Annotated in this window: 16 protein-coding genes; 10 read left to right on the forward strand and 6 right to left on the reverse strand. The window is 69.4% G+C overall.

The annotated features are described in order from the left end of the window. Position 1: 1 nt before the first annotated feature. Both LZK98_RS19735 and LZK98_RS19740 read right to left on the reverse strand, forming a co-directional pair. Positions 2-1,306 carry an FAD-binding protein gene (locus LZK98_RS19735; protein ID WP_233784213.1) on the reverse strand — a complete coding sequence of 435 codons (1,305 nt, stop codon included), beginning with the start codon at positions 1,304-1,306 and terminating at the stop codon, positions 2-4. Beyond that, positions 1,306-2,799 carry an FAD-linked oxidase C-terminal domain-containing protein gene (locus tag LZK98_RS19740; RefSeq protein WP_233784214.1) on the reverse strand — a complete coding sequence of 498 codons (1,494 nt, stop codon included), beginning with the start codon at positions 2,797-2,799 and terminating at the stop codon, positions 1,306-1,308. The genes LZK98_RS19735 and LZK98_RS19740 overlap by 1 nt, the downstream gene beginning before the upstream one ends. A gap of 108 nt (positions 2,800-2,907) precedes the next feature. On the opposite strand from LZK98_RS19740, the gene LZK98_RS19745 reads away from it, so the two are divergent. From LZK98_RS19745 to apnL, 7 genes are all read left to right on the forward strand, one after another. After that, the gene (locus LZK98_RS19745; RefSeq protein ID WP_233784215.1) at positions 2,908-3,735 is read left to right on the forward strand and encodes a phosphogluconate dehydrogenase C-terminal domain-containing protein; all 828 of its coding nucleotides are present in this window, start codon (positions 2,908-2,910) and stop codon (positions 3,733-3,735) included. Positions 3,736-3,996: 261 nt separating this feature from the next. Next, on the forward strand, positions 3,997-4,941 hold the full coding sequence (locus LZK98_RS19750; protein WP_233784216.1) for a D-ribose ABC transporter substrate-binding protein: 945 nt from the start codon (positions 3,997-3,999) through the stop codon (positions 4,939-4,941). Continuing rightward, positions 4,938-5,492, forward strand: coding sequence for a DUF2291 family protein (locus tag LZK98_RS19755; RefSeq protein WP_233784217.1), 555 nt, complete (start codon positions 4,938-4,940; stop codon positions 5,490-5,492). The genes LZK98_RS19750 and LZK98_RS19755 overlap by 4 nt, the downstream gene beginning before the upstream one ends. Then, entirely contained in the window at positions 5,489-7,003 is a 1,515-nt protein-coding gene (locus tag LZK98_RS19760) for a sugar ABC transporter ATP-binding protein (protein WP_233784218.1), read from the forward strand. The genes LZK98_RS19755 and LZK98_RS19760 overlap by 4 nt, the downstream gene beginning before the upstream one ends. Before the next feature lie 10 nt (positions 7,004-7,013). Then, on the forward strand, positions 7,014-8,039 hold the full coding sequence (locus LZK98_RS19765; RefSeq protein WP_233784219.1) for an ABC transporter permease: 1,026 nt from the start codon (positions 7,014-7,016) through the stop codon (positions 8,037-8,039). Beyond that, a complete protein-coding gene (locus tag LZK98_RS19770) occupies positions 8,039-9,061 on the forward strand; it encodes a Gfo/Idh/MocA family protein (protein ID WP_233786649.1) in 1,023 nt (340 codons plus the stop codon). Before LZK98_RS19765 ends, LZK98_RS19770 begins: the two co-directional genes overlap by 1 nt. Beyond that, entirely contained in the window at positions 9,045-10,832 is a 1,788-nt protein-coding gene (gene apnL / locus LZK98_RS19775) for a D-apionate lactonase (RefSeq protein WP_233784220.1), read from the forward strand. The genes LZK98_RS19770 and apnL overlap by 17 nt, the downstream gene beginning before the upstream one ends. Here the strand turns inward: apnL and LZK98_RS19780 are convergent. Both LZK98_RS19780 and LZK98_RS19785 read right to left on the reverse strand, forming a co-directional pair. Beyond that, positions 10,829-11,566, reverse strand: a complete 738-nt coding sequence (locus LZK98_RS19780) for a transcriptional regulator NanR (RefSeq protein ID WP_233784221.1) — start codon at positions 11,564-11,566, stop codon at positions 10,829-10,831. The genes apnL and LZK98_RS19780 overlap by 4 nt on opposite strands. Before the next feature lie 26 nt (positions 11,567-11,592). After that, positions 11,593-12,858 (reverse strand): MFS transporter, encoded by a 1,266-nt coding sequence (locus LZK98_RS19785; RefSeq protein WP_233784222.1) that lies wholly within the window; start codon positions 12,856-12,858, stop codon positions 11,593-11,595. 268 nt (positions 12,859-13,126) lie between these two features. Here LZK98_RS19785 and LZK98_RS19790 point away from each other — a divergent pair, with 268 nt between their 5' ends. The 3 genes from LZK98_RS19790 (at position 13,127) to LZK98_RS19800 (ending at position 21,922) form a co-directional block, all read left to right on the forward strand. Beyond that, a complete protein-coding gene (locus tag LZK98_RS19790; protein ID WP_233784223.1) occupies positions 13,127-16,177 on the forward strand; it encodes a TonB-dependent receptor plug domain-containing protein in 3,051 nt (1,016 codons plus the stop codon). A gap of 62 nt (positions 16,178-16,239) precedes the next feature. Continuing rightward, on the forward strand, positions 16,240-17,850 hold the full coding sequence (locus LZK98_RS19795) for a DUF5060 domain-containing protein (protein ID WP_233784224.1): 1,611 nt from the start codon (positions 16,240-16,242) through the stop codon (positions 17,848-17,850). A gap of 13 nt (positions 17,851-17,863) precedes the next feature. After that, positions 17,864-21,922: a glycosyl hydrolase gene (locus LZK98_RS19800; RefSeq protein ID WP_233784225.1), complete on the forward strand. Its 4,059-nt coding sequence runs from the start codon at positions 17,864-17,866 to the stop codon at positions 21,920-21,922. Between the two features lie 153 nt (positions 21,923-22,075). Here the strand turns inward: LZK98_RS19800 and LZK98_RS19805 are convergent, their stop codons facing one another. Continuing rightward, positions 22,076-23,125 carry a glycoside hydrolase family protein gene (locus LZK98_RS19805; protein WP_233784226.1) on the reverse strand — a complete coding sequence of 350 codons (1,050 nt, stop codon included), beginning with the start codon at positions 23,123-23,125 and terminating at the stop codon, positions 22,076-22,078. A 170-nt stretch (positions 23,126-23,295) separates the two neighbouring features. Next, positions 23,296-25,098, reverse strand: coding sequence for an IlvD/Edd family dehydratase (locus LZK98_RS19810; protein ID WP_233784227.1), 1,803 nt, complete (start codon positions 25,096-25,098; stop codon positions 23,296-23,298).

Here is a 25,098-nt window from a genome sequence, read left to right on the forward strand (position 1 = left end):
CCTAGAAGCGCCCCGTCTCGAACACACCCGCCGGATCGAAGGCGCGGCGCACCCGCTCTTCCAGCGCGGCGACGCCCGGCGCGAGCGGGTGCAGCGTCGGCACCGCGGCCCGTATCGCCTCGGGCGCGCGGATCAGCATGGCATGGCCGCCGGCCTTCGCCGCCGCGTCCCGGACCAGCGCCGGATCGCCATCGAACGCGACCCACACCAGCCCGCCGGCCCAGTCGAACAGCCAGCGCGCGCCGTGCGGCTCCAGCGCGGCCGCGACGGAGGGCCCGCCGCTCGGCGGCACGTTGACGCGCCAGAGGGGGGTCTCAGTGACTAGCCCCTCCCCTTCAGGAGCATCAGGCCGGTCATCGCCCCGCGATGACCTAAACAGCGCGGGGCGCTGTTTACCTGATGCTGGGTTGGGGTGGGGCCTATCCACAGGCGACGTCGCTTGCGGCACCGCCCCACCCCCAACCCCTCCCCTGAAGGGGAGGGGCTTAGAGAACGGCACGCGCAGCCGATCCCACCAAGCCGCATCCTTTTCACCGTCGAGGGCAACGACCTTGCCATGCTCGCCAAGCACCTGTTCGATCATCCGGCATCGCGCCGTCACCGACGGCCCGAACCCGAGCAGCCGGAGCGCCGTCACCGAGGGTCCGTCCCCCGCCGGCAGATAGGCCGCCGCGCCGACCTCGGCCGGCGATCCCATCGCCGCCGCCATCACCTTCACCGCCGCCGCTGGATCGAGCCCCTCCACCGCGCGCGTCGCCGCAATCGGCGGGCGCGGCAGCACCTTCAGCGTCATCTCGGTGATCGCGAACAGCCGGCCCCAGCTTCCCGCCGCGAGCTTGGGCAGGTCGTAGCCGGTGACGTTCTTCACGACCTTCGCCCCGGCCACGAACGTCTCCGCCCGCCCCGACACCGCGCGCAGTCCGAGCAGATGATCGCGCGGCGCTCCGCCGGAAAGCCTGAGCGACCCCGCCACCCCCGCCGCGACCACGCCGCCGATCGTTGCGGCACCCGACGTCTCGCCAAGCAACGGCCCATGGTCGAACGGATCGAACGCCAGCCTTTGCCCGCGTCCGGCGACCAGCGCCTCGACCTCGACGAGCGGCGTCCCCGGCCGCACCGTCAGCACCAGCTCGGCCGGGTCGTAGTCGACCACGCCGGACAGCCCCGACAGGTCGAGTATCCGCGCCTCTGGCCGCGCCGCGCCGATCGCCGCCTTGCTGCCGCCGCCGCGGATGTCGAGCGTCGCGCCGGCCCGGATGGCGTCGGCGATCGCGTCGCGGACCTCGTCTTCGTTGGTCGGCCGCATCAGAAGCGCGGCAGCTCGGGGTGCGGCAGCTGCCCGCGATGGATGTGCATCCGGCCGAGCTCGGCGCAGCGGTGCAGCGTCGGGAACACCTTGCCGGGATTGAGCAGTCCGTCCGGATCGAAGGCGCATTTCAGCCGCTGCTGCTGGGCGAGGTCGTCCTCGCCGAACATCGTCGGCATCAGGTCGCGCTTCTCGACGCCGACGCCGTGCTCGCCGGTCAGCACCCCGCCGACCTCGACACAGAGCCGCAGGATGTCGCTCCCGAACGCCTCGGCGCGCTCGAGCTGGCCGGGCTGATTGGCGTCGTAGAGGATCAGCGGATGGAGGTTGCCGTCGCCGGCGTGGAAGACGTTGGCGACCTCCAGCCCGTAGCGTTCGGACAGTTGGTTCATCCGCTCCAGCACCTCGGGCAGGCGCCGGCGCGGGATGGTACCGTCCATGCAGTAATAGTCGGGCGAGATGCGTCCCACTGCCGGAAACGCCGCCTTGCGCCCGGCCCAGAAGGCGACCCGCTCCGCCTCGTCCTCAGAGGCGCGCAACGTGGTCGAGCCGTTGGCGCGGGCGATCTTCGTCACCTCGTCGATCAGATGGTCGCACTCGGCGCCGACCCCGTCGAGCTCGACGATCAGCAGCGCCTCGACGTCGAGCGGATAGCCGACCTGGACGAACGCTTCGGCGGCATGGATCGCCGGCTTGTCCATCATCTCCATGCCCGCCGGGATGATCCCGGCGGCGATCACGTCGGCGACGCACTGCCCGGCGCCCTCGACGCTCGGGAAGCCGATCAGCAGCGCCCGCGCGCCCTCGGGCTTCGGCAGGATGCGCACCGTCACTTCGGTGACGACACCGAGCAGCCCCTCCGACCCCACCACGACGCCGAGCAGGTCGAGCCCGGCCGGATCGAGCTGCCGTCCGCCCAGCCGCGCGATCTCGCCGTCCATCATCACCAGCTCGACGCCGAGCACGTTGTTGGTGGTGAGCCCGTACTTCAGGCAGTGCACCCCGCCGGAGTTCTCGGCGACGTTGCCGCCGATCGAGCAGGCGATCTGGCTCGACGGATCGGGCGCATAGTAGAAGCCGCGCTCCTCCACCGCGCGGGTGATGGCGAGGTTGGTGACGCCCGGCTGCACCACCGCGATGCGATCGTCATAGTCGATGTCGAGCACGCGGTTGAACTTGCCGAGCCCCAGCAGCACCGCGTCCGCCAGCGGCAGCGCCCCGCCCGACAGCGAGGTGCCCGATCCGCGCGGCACCACCTTCACCCCCTCGGCATGGCACCAGCGCAGCACCCGGGAGACCTGCTCGGTCGTCTCGGGCAGCACCACCACCATCGGCATCTGGCGATAGGCGGTGAGCCCGTCGCTCTCATAGGGACGCAGGCCGTCGGGATCGGCGATCACGCCCTCGCCCGGCACGATCCGCCGGAGCGCCGCGACGATCGCATCGCGCCGCGCCAGCGTTCCGGCGTCGGGTTCGGGCATCTTCAGCGTCATGCGGTCCTTCCTACTCCCCACCGTCATCCCGGCGCAAAACTCGCTACTTGCACTACTCATTATACCAGCATACCATGACCGCCAAGTCAGCTTTGCGGAGGCATTCACATGGTCGCGATTGCGCTGTTCGGCGCGGGCGGGAAGATGGGCGCGCGCCTGTCGCGCAACCTCAAATCGAGCGAATACGACGTCCGCCACGTCGAACTGAGCGAGACCGGCCGCGCGCGCCTGCGCGACGAGCTCGGCATCGAATGCGTCGACCAGGCGGCCGCGCTCGAGGGCGTCGACGTGGTGATCCTCGCCGTGCCCGACACGCATGTCGGCAAGGTCGCGCACGAGATCTCGCCTGCGCTCAAGGCCGGCACGATGGTGGTCGCGCTCGATGCCGCCGCGCCCTTCGCCGGGCATTTCCCGGACCGGAGCGACCTCACCTATTTCGTCACCCACCCCTGCCACCCGCCGATCTTCAACGACGAGACCGATCCCGCCGCGCGCGACGACCGGTTCGGCGGGCTCCACGCGCGCCAGAGCATCGTCAGCGCGCTGATGCAGGGGCCGGAGGAGCATTACGACCTCGGCGAGGAAATCGCCAAAGTGATCTGGGCGCCGATCCTGCGCTCGCACAAGGTGACGGTCGAGCAGATGGCGCTGCTCGAGCCGGGCCTGTCCGAGACGGTCTGCGCCTCGCTGCTCGACGTCATGCGCGAGGCGATGGACGAGGTGGTCGACCGCGGCGTGCCCGCGGAGGCCGCGCGCGACTTCCTGCTCGGCCATATGAACATCCTGGCGGCCGTGATCTTCAAGCACGTCCCCGGCGTCTTCTCCGACGCGTGCAACAAGGCGATCACCTTCGGCAAGCCCGCGCTGATGCGCGAGGACTGGAAGAAGGTGTTCGAGCCCGACGAGCTCGCCGCCAGCATCCAGCGGATCACCTGAAGCGGATTTGGTCTAGGACGGATCGACGTTGGAGGGAGTGACTGACATCTCAACCCTCCTCCCCGTCACCCCGGACTTGTTCCGGGGTCCACCGGGAGGCAAGGACTGGACAAGAGGTTTTGAGCGCAGACGGCGAGGCGAAGTGGACCCCGGAACAAGTCCGGGGTGACGGTCGGGAAGCGGGCTACGGAAGACCTACAACCTCAAAGGTCGACCGGCTCTAAGGCTCCCGGAAAAGAGGAGCGGGATCGGGAGAGGCAGATGATCGCAAGGCGCACGGTTCTGGGCATGTTGGGAGCAGCGACGCTGGTCGCGGGCTGCTCGCCCACTGCCGGCGCCGGGCACGGCATCATCGCGATCATCACGCCGCCCTACGACAACCCCTTCTTCCGCGCCCAGGCGGAGGCGGCGCGCGACCGCGCGGTGGCGCTCGGCTACGAGCCGCTGATGCTCGTCCACGACGACGACGCCAGCAAACAGTCCGAGATGATCGACACGGCGATCGCGCGCGGGGCGAAGGCGATCATCCTCGACAATGCCGGCGCCGCCGCCACGGTGGCCGCGGTGCGCCGCGCCAAGGCGGCGGGCGTGCCCTCCTTCCTGATCGACCGCGAATTGAACGTGCGCGGCGTCGCGGTCTCGCAGATCGTCTCGAACAACTATCAGGGCGCGCAGATCGGCGCCGAGGCGTTCGTCGCGGCGATGGGCGAGAGGGGCGCCTACGCCGAGCTGGTCGGGCGCGAGGCGGACACCAACGCGACGATCCGGTCCGAGGGGTTCCACGCGATCGTCGACCAATATCCCGATCTCGAGCTGGTCGCGCGCCAGTCGGCCAACTGGAGCCAGACCGAGGCCTATGCCAAGATGGAATCGATGCTGCAGGCCAATCCGCAGATCAAAGGGGTGATCGCGGGCAACGACACCATGGCGATGGGCGCCTGGGCGGCGCTCAAGGCGGCGGGACGCACCGACGTGATCGTGGTCGGCTTCGACGGCAGCGACGACGTGAAGCAGTCGATCCTGGCGGGAGGCATCCGCGCGACCGTGCTCCAGCCCGCCTCGCGCCAGGCGCGGATGGCGGTCGAGCAGGCCGACGCCTATCTGCGCACCGGCAAGACCGGCGCGCCCGAGAAGCAGCTGATCGACTGCATCCTGATCGTGCCGGGCAACGCCCGGCGGCTCAGCAACTTCGACATGCGCGCATGACGCGGGCGGCCTGGATGATCGCGCTGGCGCTGCTCGCCGGCTGCCGGCTCGAGACGCGCGAGGAGGCCGCGCGCCATGCCGCGAGCGCCGAGGTCGCCGATATCGACGGCATGGCCGACGAGGCGGCGCGCGATCTTCCCACTGCAATCGCCGGCAAGGCGGCAGCGTTCCAGCCGGGCCGCACCGGCGATGCGGCGCTCGCGGTGCGCCTCACCGGCCGCGTGCTTCTGGCGACCGGCGGCGAACGCGCCCGCTCGCTCGCCATCGACACGGATGGCGACGGCAGCGCCGACGCGATCGTCCAGCTCGGCCCGGTGGTGCGCGGCACCGCGCTGCGCGACGCGCTCGGCACGCGTACGTTCAACGACTTCGACAGCCAGATCGAGTATGCCCGCTACGCCCGCGCCATCAATGACCGCATTGTCGGCCGGGTGCGCGCCGCGGCGAAGGGCCTGACGTCCGGCGCGCGCGTCGAGGTGATCGGCGCCTATGTGCCCGGTGACGACCGTCCCGCCTTCGTCACCCCCGCCGCGATCCGGCCCGCCGCATGACTGCCCCGCGCCTCCGCGCCGAGCGTGTGTCGAAGCTCTATCCCGGCGTGCAGGCGCTCGATGCGGTAGACTTCGACGTCCATGCCGGTGCGGTCAACGTGCTGATCGGCGAGAACGGCGCGGGCAAGTCGACGCTGATGAAGATCATCGCCGGGGTCGAGGCGCCGAGCGCCGGCCGGCTGCTGCTCGACGGCGCGGAGGTGAGCTTCGCCAACCCCGCCGCGGCCGCGCGGCAGGGCGTATGCATGGTGTTCCAAGAACTGAGTCTATTCGCCAACCTCAGCATCGCCGAGAACGTCTTCATCGGCCGCGAGCGCTGCCGGATGGGCATCGACATCGACCAGGGCTCCGAGATCGAGCGCACCCGCGAGGTGCTGGCCCGGCTCGGCCATCCGCTCGATCCGCGCGCGCTGGTCTCCACGCTCACCATCGGCCAGCAGCAGATCGTCGAGATCGCCCGCGCGCTGGCGCAGGACGCGCGGGTGCTGATCCTCGACGAGCCGACCTCGGCGTTGAGCGCGGCTGAGGCGGAGACCTTGTTCGGGGTGATCGCCGAGCTGAAGGCACGCGGCGTCGCGATCGTCTACATCTCGCACCGGCTCGAGGAGCTGAAGCGGATCGGCGACCACGTCACCGTCCTGCGCGACGGCCGCCTCGTCGCCACCGCCGAGATGCGCGACGTCGACGTGCCGTGGATCGTCCGCCAGATGATCGGCCGCGACGCCCCCGCCCGCGCCGAGTCCTCGCGCGGCGAGCCGGGCGCGGAGGTGCTGCGCGTCACCGACCTCGTCCTGCCCCGCGAGCGCGGCGGCTTCACCGTCGACCATGTCTCGCTGACGGTGCGCGCGGGCGAGATCGTCGGCATCTACGGCCTGCTCGGCGCCGGCCGCACCGAGCTGCTCGAATCGATCATGGGCTGTCGCCGCGACGCGACCGGACGGATCGAGATCGCCGGCAGCGACGTGACCGGCCGCGACGTCGCCGGACGCATGGCCGCCGGCGTCGCACTGGTACCGGAGGACCGCCGCCACGCCGGCTTCGTCCACAGCTTCTCGGTCGCGCGCAACCTGACGCTGGCCAGCCTGAGGCGCTTCACCCGCCTGTTCCATCTCGATCCCGCGCGCGAGGCCGAAGCGGTGAATTCCTCGACCGGCGATCTCGCCATCAAGGCGGCTGGCCCCGATACGCTGGTCACCACCCTGTCGGGCGGCAACCAGCAGAAGGTGGTGATCGGCAAGGCGCTGCTCACCCGGCCGAGGGTGCTGCTGCTCGACGAGCCCACGCGCGGCGTCGACGTCGGCGCCAAGGCCGAGCAGTACCGGCTGATCCGCCGCCTCGCCGACGAAGGGCTGGGCGTGCTGTTCGCGACGTCCGAGCTCGACGAGCTGACCGCGCTCGCCGACCGCGTCCTGGTGATGCGCGAGGGGATGATCGCGCTCGACCTGCCGTGCGACGCGGCCGATCATGACGGCATCACCGCCGCGGCCAATCCGCGTGCCGAGGCGGCCTGAAGGGGGAACGATGGGAGGCGACACGCTGCTTGTGCTGATGCGGCTGAGGACGGTGATCGCGCTGGTCGTCGTGCTCGCCGTCTTCTCCGCCGCCGCGCCCAATTTCCTCAGCAGCGCCAACATGGTGCTGATGCTGAAGCATGTCGCGCTGAACGCGATCCTGGCGATCGGTCTCACCTATGTGATCGTCGCCGGCGGCATCGACCTGTCGGTAGGATCGGTGGCGGGGCTCGCCGGCATGGTCGCGGGGTTCCTGATGCTGAACGGGGTGCCCGTCGGCGGCGACATGCTGGTGCGGTTCAACCTCTTCGAGATCATCCTGATCGTGCTCGCGCTCGGCCTCGCGATCGGGTTCGTCAACGGCCTGCTGGTCGCACGGCTCAAGGTCGCGCCGTTCATCGCCACGCTCGGCACGCTCTACGTCGTGCGCGGCGCCGCGCTGCTGTCGTCGGACGGGCGGACCTTTCCCGACCTCGTCGGCGATCCCTATTACGGCACCGAAGGGTTCCCGGTGATCGGCGGCGGCTATCTAGTCGGCCTGCCGGTGTCGGTGTGGATCCTGGCGGTGATCGCCGCGATCGCCGCCTATGTCGCGATGCGCACGCCGCTCGGGCGGCAGGTCTATGCGGTCGGCGGCAACGCCCATGCCGCAGCGCTTTCGGGCATCCGCGTGAACCGCGTGCTGGTCGTCACCTACATGGTCTCCGGCTTCTGCGCGGCGGTGGTCGGCCTGATCATCGCCTCCGAGCTGCAGGCGGCGCACCCAGCCACCGGCGAAACCTTCGAGCTCAACGCCATCGCCGCGGCGGTGCTCGGCGGCGCCTCGATGAGCGGCGGGCGTGGGACCATCGTCGGCACCTTGGTCGGCGCGGCGGTGATCGGCGTGCTCGGCGACGGCATGGTGATGATGGGGGTGAGCGCCTTCTGGCAGATGGTGATCAAGGGCCTCGTCATCATCGCCGCAGTGCTGCTCGACGGCGCCCAGGCGCGGCTCCAGCATCGCGTCGCGATCCGGCGCGCGGCGGCGATGGCGTGATGCTGCGGGGCGCGCTCATCGGCTGCGGCTTCTTCGCCGCCAACCAGCTCCACGCATGGCGCGACCTGGAGGGCGTCGAGATCGTCGCGATCTGCGATACCGACGCCACGCGCCTCGCCGTCACCGGCGACCAGTTCGGCATCGTCCGGCGCTACATCGATGCGGCGGAAATGCTCGCGGCTGAGAAACTCGACTTCGTCGACATCGCCACGACACCGCCCAGCCACCGCGCGCTGGTCGAGCTCGCCGCCCGCCATCGCCTGCCGGTGATCTGCCAGAAGCCGCTCGCCGCCACCTACGCCGACGCCGAGGCGATGGTCGCCGCCTGCGCCGCCGCGGGCGTGCCGATGATGGTGCACGAGAACTTCCGCTGGCAGGCGCCGATCCGAGCCCTGCGCACCGTGATCGACGAGGGACGCATCGGCACCCCCTTCTTCGCGCGCTTCGCCTTCCGCTCGGGCTTCGACGTCTATGCCGCCCAGCCGTACCTCGCCGAGGGCGAGCGCTTCATCATCGAGGACCTCGGCATCCACATCCTCGACGTCGCCCGCTTCGTGATGGGCGAAGCGGCCACGCTCGCCTGCCGCATCCAGCGCGTCAACCCGGCGATCCGCGGCGAGGACGTCGCGACGATCATGCTCGGCCATGCGGGCGGTGCCACCAGCATCGTCGACTGCAGCTACGCGACGCCGATCCATGACGAGCTGTTCCCGCAGACGCTGATCGAGGTCGACGGCGACCGCGGTCGGCTGAAGCTGGAGGCGAACTACCGTCTCACCATCGAGGACCGCGATTCGCTTGAGGTGCACGACGTCGCCCCGCCGCTGCTGTCCTGGGCGGAACGGCCATGGCACGGCATCCAGGAGAGCGTCGCCGCGATCCAGCGCCACTGGGTCGAATGCCTCGCCGCCGGCTGCGAGCCCGACACCTCAGGCCGCGACAATCTTCGCACGCTCGCGCTGGTCGATGCCGCCTATCGCAGCGCCGCCGAGGGCCGCACGATCGATGTCGACCCGCGCTGAGCAGCTCTACGGCACCGACGAGCTCGAGCCGACACCGCTGCGGCTGGCAATCGGGCCACTGTCGTTCGAGCTGGTCAACGGCAATGTCCGCGCGATCCGCGTCGGCGGGACGGAAGTGCTGCGCGGCATCCAGTATCTCGTGCGCGACCGCGACTGGGGCACGCTGAGCCCCGCGATCACCGATCTCGCGGTGACGGAACATGGCGACCGCATCACCATCACCTATCGTGCGTCGGTGCGCGACCCCGATGGCGCGAGGCTGGATTATCAGGCGACGATCCACGCCACCGGCACTAGCCTGGAATTCGCCGTGGAGGCTGCGGCGCAGGACGACTTCACCACCAATCGCCTTGGCTTCTGCGTGCTGCACCCGGCCGGCCTCGCGGGTGCCCCGCTGACGGTCGAGCACGGCGACGGCAGCATCGAACGATCGGCCTTTCCGACGCTGATCGAGCCGTGGCAGCCCTTCACCGATATCCGCGCGCTGATCCATCGCCAGGATGGCGCGACGATCGCCTGCCGCCTCGACGGCGACACCTTCGAGATGGAGGACCAGCGCAACTGGTCCGACGCCTCGTACAAGACCTACGTTCGTCCGCTCGCGCGGCCCTGGCCTTATATGGTGCCCGCCGGCACGGCCGATCGCCAGTCGGTGACGATCGCCATCGAGGGATCGCTATCGCCGGCGGCGCAAGCGAGCGGCCCGGTCACGATCGCACTCGACAATCCGGTCGGTGCGATGCCGCGCATCGGCCTGGTGGTCACCGCCGCTCAAGCCGCCGCCACGCTCGCCGAAGCTGAGGCATTACGGTCGATCGCCCCGCAGGACCTGCTGCTGACCTTCGAAGCCCACGCCGGACATGGCGCCGCCGAGATGCAGGCACTGGCGGAGGCCCGCATCGTCGATGCCCGCATCACGCTCGAATGCGTCGTCGCCGCTGCTGGCGATCTCGACGCGGAGCTCGGCACGATCGCGGAGCTTGTCGGCGATGCCGGGCTCGAGCTCGATGCCATATCGATCTTCCCCGCTCCCGACCTGCAATCGACGCCGCCCGGCAGCGAATGGCCCGCCTGCCCGCCGCTGGAGCAGGTCTACGCCGCCGCCCGCCGCGCCTTTCCCGGCGTCACGCTCGGCGGCGGCATGTTCGGCTATTTCACCGAGCTCAACCGCAAGCGCCCGCCGCTCGCGCCGCTCGACTATGTGACACACGCCACCTGCCCGATCGTCCACGCCGCCGACGACCGCAGCGTCATGCAGACGCTGGAGGCCATTCCTCACATCGTGCGCTCCGCCCGCGCGATCATCGGCGACAAGCCCTATCGGTTGGGTCCGAGCACGATCGGCATGCGCCAGAACCCTTATGGCTCGCGGACGATGGACAACCCCGATCGCCGCCGCATCCCGATGGCCCAGGCCGACCCGCGTCAGGACGGCCGCTTCGCCGCCGCCTGGACGCTCGGCTATGTCGCGGCGAGCGAGGCAGCCGGGCTCGACACGCTGACGCTCGGCGCGCTGACCGGCCCGTTCGGGCTGCTCGGCGATGACGGCCCGCGCCCTGTGTTCGCGACGGTGAAGGAGCTTGCCGCGCTGGCCGGATCGCCGCGGCGGGCGTGCCGCTCGTCGGCCCCGGACCGGGTCCTGGCAGTCGCCACGGACCGCGCGGTCCTGCTCGCCAACCTTACCGCAGAACCATGCGAGGTCCGCATCGACGGCACCGCGCGCCGGCTCACGCTCGGCGCCTATGAGACGGCGAACGTCTCCGTCGCCTAGCCGGACGCCTCGACGTCCCTCGTATGCGCATAGAGGTGGTTCGAGCGTTCCAGATGCCGCACCATCGCCTGCTCCGCCCCTTCGGGATCATGCGCCGCGATGCGATCGATGATCTCGCCATGCTCGGCCAGCGTGCGCTCGCTCTGGCCCTGCCAGATCAGCATATGGGCGTGGTATTGCTGCAGCCAGCTCAGCATCCCTTCGCTCACCGCGCTGTAGATCGGGTTGCCGGTGATCCGGGCGATACGGGTGTGGAAGCCCATGTCGACCCGCACGAACGCCGCCGCATCGCCCGCGACCGATCGCTGCCGCTCGACGATCTCGCGCAGCTCGGCGACGTCGTCGCCGCTCGCCAGCTCGGCCGCCTTGCGCACCATCCCGCGCTCGAAAAAGCTGCGCGCCTCCTTCAGATTCTCCAGCGATTCCGGCGAGGCCGACAGCAGCAGCTGCGCCACCGTATCGATCTGACGGATCGCCGCCTGCGCGGTGATCTCGCGCACCCGCGCGCGCTCGCCGTGGCTGATCGTCACCAGCCCGAGATTGGCGAGCGCCTGCATCGCCTCCCGGATCGCAGGGCGGCCGACGCCGAAGCGCGTCATCAGCTCGCGCTCCGACGGCAGGCTCTCGCCGGGACCGCGCTCGCCGCTGACGATCATCGCCTTCAGCCTGTCGAAGACTTCGTCCGCAAGCTTGCGCCTGACGATGGTTTCGTTGTCCGGAGGTGTCACGGCCACGATCTTCTTCCCAAAATAGCCAGCGATCAAGTCGATTGCGGGACCGCCGACAGCGCCGGACGCTCGGCGAAACCGCGCGTGCAGTCGATCAGCGCGAACAACCCGGCCGCGACCAGCACCATCGCCGCGACGCCCCGCACCGGCAGGTCGTAGTCGCCGGTGCCCTCGACCAGATAGCCGAACGCGACCGCGCAGACGAAGCCGCCGAAATTGCCGAGCGTGTTCATCACCGCGGTCGCGGTGCCGCCGTGCCGTCCGCCGATCGTCATGCACATCGCCCAGGCGCTCGGCAGCATCAGGTCCATGACGGCGAAGCTCGCGCCGGCCAGCACGATCACGGCGGTCGCATCATGGACATGCGTCATCGCGTAGAGCAGCACCGCGGTGGTCAGCAGGCACAGCGAGGCGATCAGCCGATAGCCGACCCGGATGCCCAGCCGCACCTCCAGCCAGTCGCACAGCACGCCGCCGATGAGGTTGCTGACCACGCCGAGGATGAAGGGGATGGCGGCGTAGAACCCCATCTCGGCGGTCGAGAAGCCGCGCGCCTTGATCAGCCAGGTCGGGAACCAGCTGAAGAAGAACCACACGCCGAAGCAGTAGAAGAAATAGGCGAGGGCGATCAGCCAGAGCTGCGGCAGCGCGAACAGCTGCCGCCACGGCGTGCCGTCATGCAGGCCGCCGCGATCCGCGCCGATCTCGGCCAGCTCGGCGGGCGTGATCCCCGCCATGTCGGCGGGCCGGTCGCGGAACCACAGGCGGAACGCCGCGACCCAGACGAAGCCGACCAGCCCCATCACCACGAACACCGTGCGCCAGCCGGCCAGCTCCATCAGCGGCACCAGCAGCAGCGGCGCCAGCGCGCCGCCGAGCCGGCTCGCCGACCAGATCACGCCCTGCCCCCGCGCCCGCTCGCGCGCCGGCAGCCAGCGATAGAGGATGCCGGCGATGTTGGGATAGGCGCCCGCCGCCCCCGCCCCGAACAGGAAGCGCGCGCCCGCGATCTGCCAGACGTTGCGGCAGAAGGCGGTGACCAACGTGAAGAACGACCACCACAAGGTGATCCGGGTGAGCTCGCGCCGATAGCCGCGATGATCGCCGAGCGCGCCCGATGGTATCTCGAACGCCGAATAGGCGAGCGCATAGGCGCTCAGCACCCAGCCCCACGACACCGGATCGATCGCCAGGTCGCGCTGGATCGCCGGACCGGTCACCGCGATCACCATCCGATCGAGGAAGGTGATGACCGACAGCACGGCCAGGATCGCGACGACCAGATGCCGCTTTCTCATCCCTCTCCCTCGTCCGGGTTCGATTCGCCAATCTTACTGGTATGATGATCTAAAGAGTCGCCGCTATGCAACGGTTTCGTTCAATTTCCTTATATATCTTATAATAATAAGATAAGATTTCTGTTGCTCATTATACCAGCATACCATATAACCGACTGACCGCAGATCGAACGACCGGAGACCCCGGATCGGCCGACGGCGGCAGGGAGGTCAGGCCGCAAGCACCGCATCCAGTCGGGCACGGCCAAGGAGAGGGGAGTCTCAATCCATGAAGACATTCGGCCGTGCTCGTGCGCCCTTGCGCACCCTGCTCGCGAGCGGAGCCGCCGTATCGGCGCTTTGCCTTGCCGGCATCGCCCACGCCCAGACCGCGCCGGCAGCGGAGCCGGCCCAGGCCGAACCGGCCGGCGATCAGGTGCCTGCCAGCGACATCATCGTCACCGGCTCGCGCATCGCCAGCCCGTCGCTCACCTCACCCTCGCCGCTGCAGGCGGTGACGGCCCAGCTGATCGAGAACGCCGGCGCAACCAACGTCCAGGACGTGCTCCAGCAGATCCCGGCGGTCGGCGTCCCGAGCCAGAGCCGCGTCACCGGCGGCAACGACACCAATCCGGGCCTGGCGACCGTCAACCTGCGCAACCTGGGGTCGGACCGCACGCTGGTGCTGATCGACGGCCGCCGCACGGTCGCCGGCATCCCCGGCACCGCGCAGGTCGACCTGTCGATGATCCCGGCGCCGTTCATCGAGCGCGTCGACGTGCTGACCGGCGGCGCCTCGGCCGTGTACGGGTCGGACGCCATCGCGGGCGTCGTCAACTTCATCTACAAGAAGAAGTTCGAGGGGCTGCGCCTCAACGTCCAGTCCGGCATTTCCGAGCACGGCGACGACTGGCGGTTCGCGGCCAACGCGACGTTCGGCCAGAACTTCGCCGGCGACCGCGGCAACCTGATGGTCTATGCCGGCTGGAACCAGGAAGGCGCGGTCGACAACGCCGATCGCGAGCGGACCGCCACATCCTTCGCCAGCCTCGGCAATTCGCAGCGCGTGGGCGGCAACAACGACGCCAACCTGACCGCCGCGCAGAACCTGTTCACGCGGCTCTATGCCCCCTCGAACGTCGGCCCGGGCGGCATCTTCAACTTCGGCGGCTCCGGCAACCGCATCATCCTGCCCGACGGCACCTTCCGCGGCTACAACGTCGCGCTCGACGGCTTCAACGCCGCGCCGTACGGCCAGATCGCGTCGCCGTCGAAGCAGATCACGCTCGCGTCGCGGCTCAACTACGACGTGACCGACCACGTCAACGTCTTCTTCGAATCGACCTATGTGAACTATCGCACCAACGGGCGCCGCGAGGCGTCGCCGATGCGCACCGACAGCGCCTTGGGTGCGTTCACCGGGACGGGCGGCTATTATCCGATCCAGTTCAGCGTGCTCAATCCCAACACCGGTCAGGCGGTGATCCTCAACAACCCGCTGGTCCCGGCCGCCGTGTTCGCCGCGGCCGACAATCGCAACAACAACGATGCGATCAACTCCAAGGACATGAGCTTCCTGATCCGCACCACCATGTTCCCGCCGGGAACGCGCAGCACGCCGACCGAGCGCGACAATTTCCGCGTCGCCGGCGGCGCGAAGATCGACCTCGGCGGCAGCTGGAACCTCGACGCCTATTACCAGTACGGCTTCACCAAGCAGAACCAGCGGATGACCGGGCTCGCCGACCTCTATCGCCTGGCCGAGGCGCTGCAGGTCATCCCCGACGCCTTCGACTATGACCGCGACGGCAACACGACCGAGGCGATCTGCGTCAACGCCAACGCGCGGGCGCAGGGCTGCGTGCCGATCGACGTCTACGGCCTCAACCCCGACGGGACGAGCAAGATCTCGCAGGCCGCGGTCGACTATCTGCGCACCGAGATGAGCCGCGAATCCAAGCAGGAGATGCAGGTCGCCGCGGTCAACCTCACCGGCTCGCTGTTCAAACTGCCGGCCGGCCCGGTGCAGGTGTCGGTGGGTGCGGAATATCGCCGGGAATCGAGCAAGGAGGACTTCGATCCCCTGACCAACGCGGCGCGCAACGGCTATGTCCAGCTGCTCGACACCCATGGCAGCTTCAACGTCAAGGAACTCTACGGCGAGATCGTCGTGCCCATCCTGTCGGACACGCCGTTCTTCGACAATCTGACGCTGCGCGGCGCGGGCCGGATGTCCGATTATTCGACCGTCGGCACCTTCTACGCCTGGAACGTCGGCGCCGAATGGTCGCCGATCCCGGACATCCGCTTCCGCGGCGTCTATGCGCTCGCGGTGCGCGCGCCGAACATCGGCGAGCTGTTCGCGGCGTCGGCGGCAGGCATCATCACCATCACCGATCCGTGCCAGGGCGTGACGCTGACCCAGACCGGCTCGACCGCCGAGAACTGCCGCGCCGATCCGGGCGTGCTCGCCAATATCCGGCAGAACGGGTCGTTCACGCTGACCTTCTCCGACACCCAGGGCGTCGGCGGCATCACCGCGAGCAACCCGGACATCCGCGAGGAAACGGGCAAGACGCTGACGCTCGGCGTCGTCGTCAATCCGCGATCGATCGATGCGCTGCGCAACCTGACGCTCACCGCCGACTATTTCGATATCAAGCTGGAAGGCGCGATCAACCGCCTGTCGGCGGCGACCGTGCTCAACAAATGCTATCGCGACGGCCTGGCCGACTTCTGCCAGTTCGTCACCCGGCGGTCGCAGGCGTCGGGCGCGTTCAGCGTCGGATCGGTCGAGCAGATCGTCCGCGGCCTGGTCAACAGCGGCGGCTCGTTCACGCGCGGCCTGGATTTCACCCTGAGCTACAGCCACGACGTCCTGGGCGGCAAGGCGAGCCTGACGGGCAGCTGGACCCATCTGCTCAAGAACGGCTTCAACGCGCTGACCGGCGACCCTTACGACAATACGATGGGCGAGATCGGCTCACCGCGCGATACCGCCAACGTCAGCCTGTCGTGGGACAATGACGATTTCGGCTTCACCGTCAGCAACGACTATGTCGGACCGCAGATGTTCGATTACGAGAACTACCAGACGACCTTCCGGCTGGCCGACGGATCGCTACCCGACAAGAAGTATTTCACCATCGATTCGAAGATCTACACCGACGCGCAGCTGCGCTTTAAGGGCATCGACCGGTTCGAGTTCTACGTCGGCGTGAACAACCTCTTCGATGTCCAGCCGCCGTCGATCTACGCCGGCCCGCCGGCATCGAACGCAAACGCGATCTGGGACCCGATCGGCCGCCGCTATTATGCGGGCGTGCGGTTGAACTTCTGACCTGATCCGCGCGGCGAGGCGGGCGCCGTTCCCGCCTCGACCGGACGAAGAGGGAGAGTTTCTTGCCCGTAAGCCGCCGCGAAGTGCTGGTCGGATCCGTCGCCTGCGGTGCGGCGACGCTGGCCCGGGCGGCGGAGATGCCGGCCGAGGTCGAGCGCTGGGGGATATGGGAGGCGTCGTTCGAAGGCCCGGCCACGGGCAATCCCTTCGACGACGTGCGCATCGCCGCCATTCTCGAGGGCCCGGGCAAGCGCCTCCGCGTGCCCGGCTTCTACGACGGCGACGGTATTTATCGCATCCGCTTCAGCCCACCCGAGCAGGGCCGATGGCGCTGGATGACGGACAGCAACGCGGCGGCGCTGCACGGCCGCAGCGGCAGCTTCGAGGCGACCGCACCGAGCAAGGGCAATCGCGGCCCGGTGCGGGTGACGCCGGACGGCTATCACTTCGCCTATGCCGACGGCACGCCGTTCCGCCAGATCGGGACGACCTCCTATTCCTGGGCCCTCCAGTCCGACGCGAAGTGCGCCGAGACGCTGGCAACGCTCAAGGCGTCGCCGTTCAACAAGATGCGGATGTGCGTATTCCCGAACGTGCCGGCAGTCGCGACCGACCCGTTCGTCCGCACCGGCCCGGGCCTCAAGGACTGGGACCCGGCGCGCTTCGACCCGGCCTATTTCCGCCGCTTCGAGGATCGCATCCGTCGCCTCGGCGAGATCGGCATCGAGGCCGACGTCATCCTCTACCACCCCTATGATCCGAAGCGCGGCTATTCGGACATGCAGCGCGCCGACGACGAGCGCTACATCCGCTACGTCGCCGCGCGCTTCGGCGCCTTCCGCAACGTCTGGTGGTCGATGGCGAACGAATATGACCTCGTGCCGACCAAGACGACGGCGGACTGGGATCATCTGTTCCAGCTGCTGCAGGCGGCGGACCCGCACGATCGCCTGCGCTCGATCCACCAGTTCGACGTTTATTACGACGCCCGGCGCCCGTGGATCACCCACGCCAGCATCCAGAACAACAGCGCCGTGCTCGACGACCTGCGCGCTGCGCTCCATCGCGATTTCGCGCTCAAGCCGGTGATCTTCGACGAGGTCGCCTACGAAGGCAATTTCAACGAGCCATGGGGCTGGCTCAAGGCTGAGGAGCTGGTCGAGCGCTTTTGGTACGGGCTCGTCGGCGGCACCTATGTCGGGCACAGCGAGACGTGGGAGCCGAACCGCGACGCCCGCTTCTCCTGGCTGGGCCAGGGCGGTAGGCTGACCGGCACCAGCGCGCCGCGCCTCGCCTTCCTGCGCAGGATCATGGAGGAGGGCCCCACGCCGGGCTTCGAGCCGATCCAGGCGTGGTGGAACCATCACGTCGCCGGCAAGCCCTATGAATATTACCTCCGCTACTTCGGAAAGGACACGCCGCGCGAATGGCCGGTCGTGCTGCCGAGCGGTACGGGCACCGGTCACGGGAATACGCCGCCCGATCGCGGCAAGGACCCCATCGCGCTCAGGGCGGACATCATCGACACCTGGGCCATGACGATCACGCCGGTCGACGGCGTCTTCCGCATGTCGCCGCGCGGCGACTATGAGCTTCACGATCCGGCGCGGCCGACCATCTGGCTGCCGGACAAGCCCTACCTGGCCGTCAGGCTCGTCAAAACTCAAGGTTGATAGGGAGAGACCGATGGAACGCCGCACCTTCCTGGCAGGCGCCGCGGCCGGCAGCTTCGCGGTCGCGCTGAACTGGCCCGCGCCGGCGCCGGCCGAGGGCGGCGACCCGCTCCGCGAGGCCTTCCGCGCGCCGCCGCCCGATGCCAGGCCGCACACCTGGTGGCACTGGATGAACGGCAACGTCACCGCCGACGGCATCACCCGCGACCTCGAGGCGCTGGCGCGCGTCGGCGTCGGCGGGGTGCAGATGTTCGACGTCGGCTGCGGCATCCCTGCCGGCCCCGCACGCACCCTGAGCCCGGAGTGGATCAAGCTCGTCCGCCACGCCGCCGACGAATGCGGCCGGCTCGGCCTGTCCTTCACGCTCCACAACTGCCCCGGCTGGTCGTCGAGCGGCGGCCCCTGGATCACGCCCGCGCTGTCGATGCAGCAGCTCGTCTGGAGCGAAGCGACGGTCACAGGCGGCGCGGTCGATCGCACCCTGCCTAAGCCCCTCACCCGCCTCGACCACTACCGCGATGCGATGGTGGTCGCCTTCCCGTCGCTCCCCGGCGACCGGACGGAGGCGCGCGGCCAGATCGCCCGCGCCACGCTCGACGGCCAGGCGGCGGAGATTCGCGTCCTCACCGACGGCGATGCCACGACCGCGCTCGACGTGAAGCCCGGCGACGACCCATCCCAGCTCGTCCTCGAGTTCGCCGCCCCCTATCGCGCCCGCGCGCTCGTCATCCGCGCCACCGCCGACGGCAGCGCCAATTTCGCGCAGCAGGCGATGATCCGCATCGAGGCCTCCGACGACGGCCGCAGCTATCGCTCCATCGGCGAGGCGGCGGTACCCAACTGGCGCCTCCACACCGTCCCGCCGATCGTCGCCAGCCTGGCGACCACCGCCGCCCGCTTCTTCCGCGTCTCCTTCCCCACGCCGATGCAGGTCGCCGAGCTCTCGCTCTCCGCCGACCCGCGCATCGCCGATGTCGGGGCCAAGGCCGGCTGGGGCCGCGACGCCAACCAGGGCGAAGCGCCCGGCACCGACTCCGGCCCCGCGATCGACCCCAAATCGGTGATCGATATCAGCCGCCACGTGGACGCCGACGGCCGTCTCCGCTGGCAGGCGCCGCCGGGCAGCTGGACCATCCTCCGCTTCGGCCATACCGCCACCGGCGCGCGCAACGTCTCCGCCTCGGCGGACGGCGGCGGGCTCGAGTGCGACAAGTTCAGCGCCGCCGCGCTCGACTTCCACTTCGAGAGATATTTCGCCGAGGTCCTCCCCGCCCTCGAACGCCTCGGCAAGCGCGACCTCGCCGGCGCGATCATCGACAGCTACGAGACGGGAATGCAGAACTGGACCGCGGACCTGCCGCCCGAGTTCCAGGCCCGCCGCGGCTACGCCATCACGCCCTGGATGCCCGCCCTCACCGGCCGCATCGTCGGCGACGCGGAGACCTCCGAGCGCTTCCTCTGGGACCTGCGCCGCGTCCACGCCACGCTGATGGAGGACCGCTACTACGGCCGCTTCCACGAGCTCTGCCGGCAGCACGGTCTCGTCTCCTACACCGAGCCCTACGGCAACGGCCCGTTCGACGACCAACAGGCCGGCGCCAGGGTCGACGCGCTGATGGGTGAATTCTGGGTGCGCGGAGGTGCCGCCGCCTATTCGGTCAAGGTCGCCGCCACCACCGCCCATGTCCACGGCAAGACCTTCGTCGGCGCCGAGAGCTTCACCGGCCGCCCCGCCCAGTCGCGCTGGCTCGAACACCCTTACGCGATGAAGGCGCTGGGCGACGAGATGTATACGCTCGGGCTCAACCACTTCGTCTTCCACCGCTACGCCCAGCAGCCGCACCCGACCGCCAGGCCCGGCATGACGATGGGACCCTGGGGCTTCCACTTCGACCGCACCAACACCTGGTTCGAGGACGCCGGTCCGTGGCTGACCTACGCCGCGCGCTGCCAGCACATGCTGCGGCAGGGGCATTTCGCCGCCGACATCCTCTATTTCAGCGGCGAGAACTCCCCGGTCCAGGTACCGACCCACGTCGAGGAGCCGATCGCCGCCACCCTCTCCGGCGCGCGGCCGCAGCTGCCGCAGCCGGTCCCCGCCGGCCACGACTATGACGTCGCCGACGCGGAGGTGCTGCTGAAACGCGTCCGCATCGAGGACGGCCACATCGTCCTGCCCGAGGGCACGCGCTATCGCGTGCTGGTGATGCCCGAGGACCGCCGCATCACCCGCGAGCTGCTCACAAAACTGGCAGAGCTCGTCCGCGCCGGCATGTGGCTGGTCAGCCCGCGCGTCGAGCATTCCCACGGCCTCGCCGGCTATCCGGAGAGCGACGCCGAGGTCCGCCGCCTCGCCGCCGAGCTGTGGGGCGACCTCGACGGCCGCACCCGCACCTCGCGCACTGTCGGCAAGGGGCGGGTGTTCTGGGGCGTCGATCTCCGCGAGGTGCTCGACGCCGCCGGCTGCCCGCCTGACGTCGAGATCGGCGCGCGCTCGCCCGATCCGTTCGTCAACTGGATTCACCGCCGCGTCGACGGCGCCGACGTCTATTTCGTCGCCAACGGCCGCCGCCGGGCCGAGGACCTGGTCTGCACCTTCCGCGTCGCCGGCCGCCGCCCCGAGCGCTGGGATCCGATGACGGGCGCGACCAGCCCGCTGCCGGTCTACGAACAGGCGGACGGCCGCACCCGCGTCGCGCTGCGGCTTGAGGAGGCGGGTTCCTGCTTCGTAATGTTCCGCGAGCCAGCCGGCTCGTCGGCGCCGTTGCTCGCTGGTCCAGCCGGCCCAGTGCTCCAGACCAACCTTTATCCACCGGCGCCCGCAACCAACGCCGCCGACAGCTTCACCATCACCGCCTGGATCAAGCCCGAGACCGATCTCTGGCCGATCGACCCGGCGATCGCCTCGACCAGCGACGCGCCCGAGATCGTTGCCGCGCGCGCGACCGCGCTCGCCCGCACCGGCGGCGGCATGGAGCGGCTGGGGACAAGCGGCGCCAGCTTCCTGATCGATCCGCCCGCGGGCGATGTCGCCTATGGCGCCGGCCACGCCACGCTCGCCGTCTCGGCAGGCCGCAACGGCGTGATCCTCTACGAGAATGGCGGGGCAAGCTATCGGCCGGCGCTCGCGGTGCCCGTGCCGATCGCCGGCTGGACCCACCTAGCCGTGACCTACGACAACGGCCGTCCCGCCATCTTCCTCGACGGCAAGCCGGTGGCGACCGGCGCGCGCTCGGCCGCGCGCGTCCACGCGGCGCTCGGCCTCAGCGTTGCCCACCCGCGCCATTTCGAAGGCGACGTCGCCGCTCTCGATCTCCATCTCCGCCCGCTCGGCGTCTCCGACATCGTCCGGCTTGCTGCCGTCGGTCCGCCGGCTCCGGACGGCCCGCCGCCGATCGAGGTCGCCGCCGACGGCCTGCTGATCTGGCAGGACGGCAGCTACGCACTCGGCGGACGCAGCATCGCGGCGCGCGGCCTCGCCCCAGCAACGACGCTCGCCGGTCCCTGGCAGGTGAGCTTCCCGCCCGATCTCGGCGCGCCGCCGTCGATCACGCTCGAGCGGCTGGCGTCGCTCCACCGTCACGACGACTTCGGCGTCCGGCACTTCTCCGGCACCGCCACTTGGCGCGCGCGCTTCGACGTTCCCGCGAGCGCGCTCGGCCGCAACCGCCGCCTGTTCCTCGATCTCGGCCGGGTCGAGGTAATCGCCGCCGTCCGCGTCAACGGCCGCGACCTCGGCAAGCTGTGGAAGCCGCCGTTCCGCATCGACGTCACCGACGCGGTGCGGGCGGGTGCGAACGCGCTAGAGGTCGCCGTCACCAACCTCTGGCCCAACCGTCTGATCGGCGACGAGCATTTCCCGGCGGAGTACGAATACACCGTCACCAACGCCGGCTCGACCGGCGGCATCGCCGCGCTGCCCGACTGGTATCGCCAGGGCCGCCCCAAGCCGGCCGGCAAGCGCGTGACCTTCGCGACGTGGCGGCATTACGATGCGAAGGCACCGCTGCTCGAATCCGGCCTGCTGGGGCCGGTGAGACTGCTCCAGGCGGAACGCTATCCGCTAGGCTGACAAAGCTCCTCCCCGGCACGGGGAGGGGGACCGCCGACCGAAGGTCGGTGGTGGAGGGGGCCCGCCGCAGCGGATTCCGGCGCCGAGAGCCCCCTCCACCAAGCCGCTACGCGTCTTGGTCCCCCTCCCCGTGCCGGGGAGGAGCTTCAATCCTCACCAGGGCTTCGACCGCGCCACCGCCAGCCCGCGCGTGTCGTTGGGCCACTTCCCGCTGACCGCACAGTAGAAGTGATAGAGCGCGCCGTCGTGCCAGATCACCGCCGGCTTGTGCGCGAATTTCTCGTCGATCGATCCCGGCGGGCCGACATCGACCAGCACCTCGTCGACCTTCCTGAAATCGGTGAGGTTGTCGCCGATCGCGAGCAGGTCGCGCGCGAATCCGTCCTGCGCCAGCCCGAAGTAGAACATCGCCCACTGGCCGCGATGCCTCACTACCACCGGATCGCTGGCGAACCGCGAATCCGGAGCGCCCGGCCCGCCGTTGCGGATCAGCGGATTGGCCGGGTGCCGCCTCCAGGTCTTGAGGTCCTTCGACGTCGCCAGGCCGGTCTGCTCGTGCCACGGCGTGCCGGTCGTCTTGGCGTTGTAGAACAGGTAGAAGGTATCGCCTTCTTTGATGAGATAGGGCTTGTAGAGCCCGCCCTTCTCCCACTCCGCGCCGTCCTCGGCGCGCAGGATCACCGGCCCGCGCTCCCAGTGGATGAAGTCGTCGCTCCACGCGAGCCCGATCACCGCCGCGCCTTCCTCATAGCCGGCGCTGGGATAGGCGTGCCAGGCGGCGAGATAGCGTCCGTTGACCTTGATCAGCCGGGCCGGCGACATCAGGTCGTTCTCGCGCAGGATCGAGGCGCAGGCGATGTTGTAGCGCGTGATCGGATCGCTGGGGTCGCGCGCCATGATCACGCCCAGGCGGCGCCAGTTCACCAGATCGTCGGACTCGCAGATGCCGGTCTGGTATCCGGTGCCGTCGAAGCCGACATGGGTCAGATAGAACTTGCCATTGGCGGAAAAGACGAACGGGCAATCGACCGCCTTCTCGTCGAAGGCACCCTTCACGCCCGATCCGGCGAGGACCAGCTTGGGATATTTGTACGGCGTGCGATAGGGCGCGATCGGGTCCGCCATCGCCCGCGCCGAGCCGGGCACCACCAGCGCGCCGGCGCCGGCGGCAGCGGTGCCGAGAAGGGTGCGGCGGTCGATCATCTTATGTATCCTCGTAATCCTAAACCCCTCTCCCTTTGGGAGAGGGAGGGGCCCGCTCGGCGAAGCCGAGTGGGAGGGTGAGGGCGACCATCGCTCGCCGCAGTCACCCTCACCCTCCCGCCGCCTCCGGCGGCTCCTTCCCTCTCCCAATGGGAGAGGGACAGTGATCCCTAATGGCTGTCGCGCGGCACGCCGAAGGTCTCGTCGATCCGCTGGAACCGCTCGGCGCCCTCCAGGATCGCGCCGCTGCCCATCTGACCCACCACCTCGCGCTGCAGCGCCTGCCACGGCGTCTGCGAGGCCGGGAAGGCGAAGCCGCCCTTCGCGTCCAGCTCGCGCCGCCGCTCGGCGAGCTCCTCGTCGCCGATCAGCAGGTCGACACGCCCGCGGCCGACGTCGATGCGGAGGCGATCATAGGTCCGCACCAGCGCCAGGTTGCCCCCCGCAGCCGCCTCGGGGCTCGCGTTGAGGATCGACGGTGATCCGCTGGTGCCCGACTGGCGCCCGTCGCCAAGGCACGGCAGCTCGTGCACGCCCTGCCGGATCAGATAGTCGGGCGGCCGCATGTTCACGACCTCGGCTGCGCCCGGATAGCCGATCGGACCGGCGCCGCGGATGACGAGGATGTCGGTATCGGTGACGCCCAGGCTCTCGTCGTCGATGCGGTGGTGATAGTCCTCGGGCCCGTCGAACACGATCGCGCGGCCCTCGAACGCCTCGGGATCGTCGGGATTGCTGAGGAAGCGCGCACGGAACTCGGGCGAGATCACGCTGGTCTTCATGATCGCGCTGTCGAACAGGTTGCCGGTCATCACCTTGAAGCCGGCGGCATCCTTGAGAGGCTGGTCGAAGCTGCGGATCACCTCCGGCAGCTCGACCTTCGCATCCCGGCAATTGTCGCCGATCGAGCGGCCGTTGACGGTCAGCGCTTCCTCGCGGATCAGCCCCTGGCGCATCAGCTCGCCGACCACCGCCGGCACGCCGCCGGCATGGTGATAGTCCTCGCCCAGATATTCGCCGGCCGGCTGGAGGTTGACGAGCAGCGGCACGTCGTACCCCGCCTTCTCCCAATCCTCGATCGACAGCTCGACCCCGGCATGGCGCGCGATCGCGGCGAGATGGATCGGCGCGTTGGTCGAGCCCCCGATGGCGGTGTTGACCACGATCGCGTTGAGGAAGGCGTCGCGCGTCAGGATGTCGGACGGGCGCAGGTTCTCGCGCACCATCTCGACCGCGCGCTTGCCGGTGCGGTAGGCGACCTGCTGGCGCTCGCGATAGGGCGCGGGGATCGCTGCCGATCCGGGGAGCTGCATCCCCAGCGCCTCGGCGAGCGAGTTCATCGTCGTCGCGGTGCCCATGGTGTTGCAATAGCCGGTCGACGGTGCCGAGCTCGCGACCAGCTCGATGAACTGCTTGTAGTCGATCTCGCCGGCCGCGAGCATCTGCCGCGCCTTCCACACGATCGTGCCGGAGCCGGTCCGCTCGCCGCGATGCCAGCCGTTGAGCATCGGCCCGACTGACAGCGCGATCGCCGGGATGTCGACGGTCGCCGCCGCCATCAGGCAGGCCGGCGTGGTCTTGTCGCAGCCGATCGTCAGCACCACGCCGTCGAGCGGATAGCCGTACAAGGTCTCGACCAGCCCCAGATAGGCAAGGTTGCGATCGAGCCCTGCGGTCGGCCGCTTGCCCGTCTCCTGGATCGGATGCACCGGGAATTCGAGCGCGATGCCGCCCGCCTCGCGGATGCCCTCGCGCACGCGCTCGGCGAGCACGATGTGGTGGCGGTTGCAGGGGGAAAGGTCGCTGCCGGTCTGGGCGATGCCGATGATCGGCTTGTCCGACTGCAGCTCCTCCAGCGTCAGGCCGTAGTTGAGGTAGCGCTCGAGGTAGAGCGCCGTCATGTCGGGATTATGCGGATTGTCGAACCACGCGCGCGATCTCAGCTTGCGGGGGCCGTTGTCGTCTCGACTCAT

Source organism: Sphingomonas cannabina (assembly GCF_021391395.1).
GTDB lineage: Bacteria > Pseudomonadota > Alphaproteobacteria > Sphingomonadales > Sphingomonadaceae > Sphingomonas > Sphingomonas cannabina.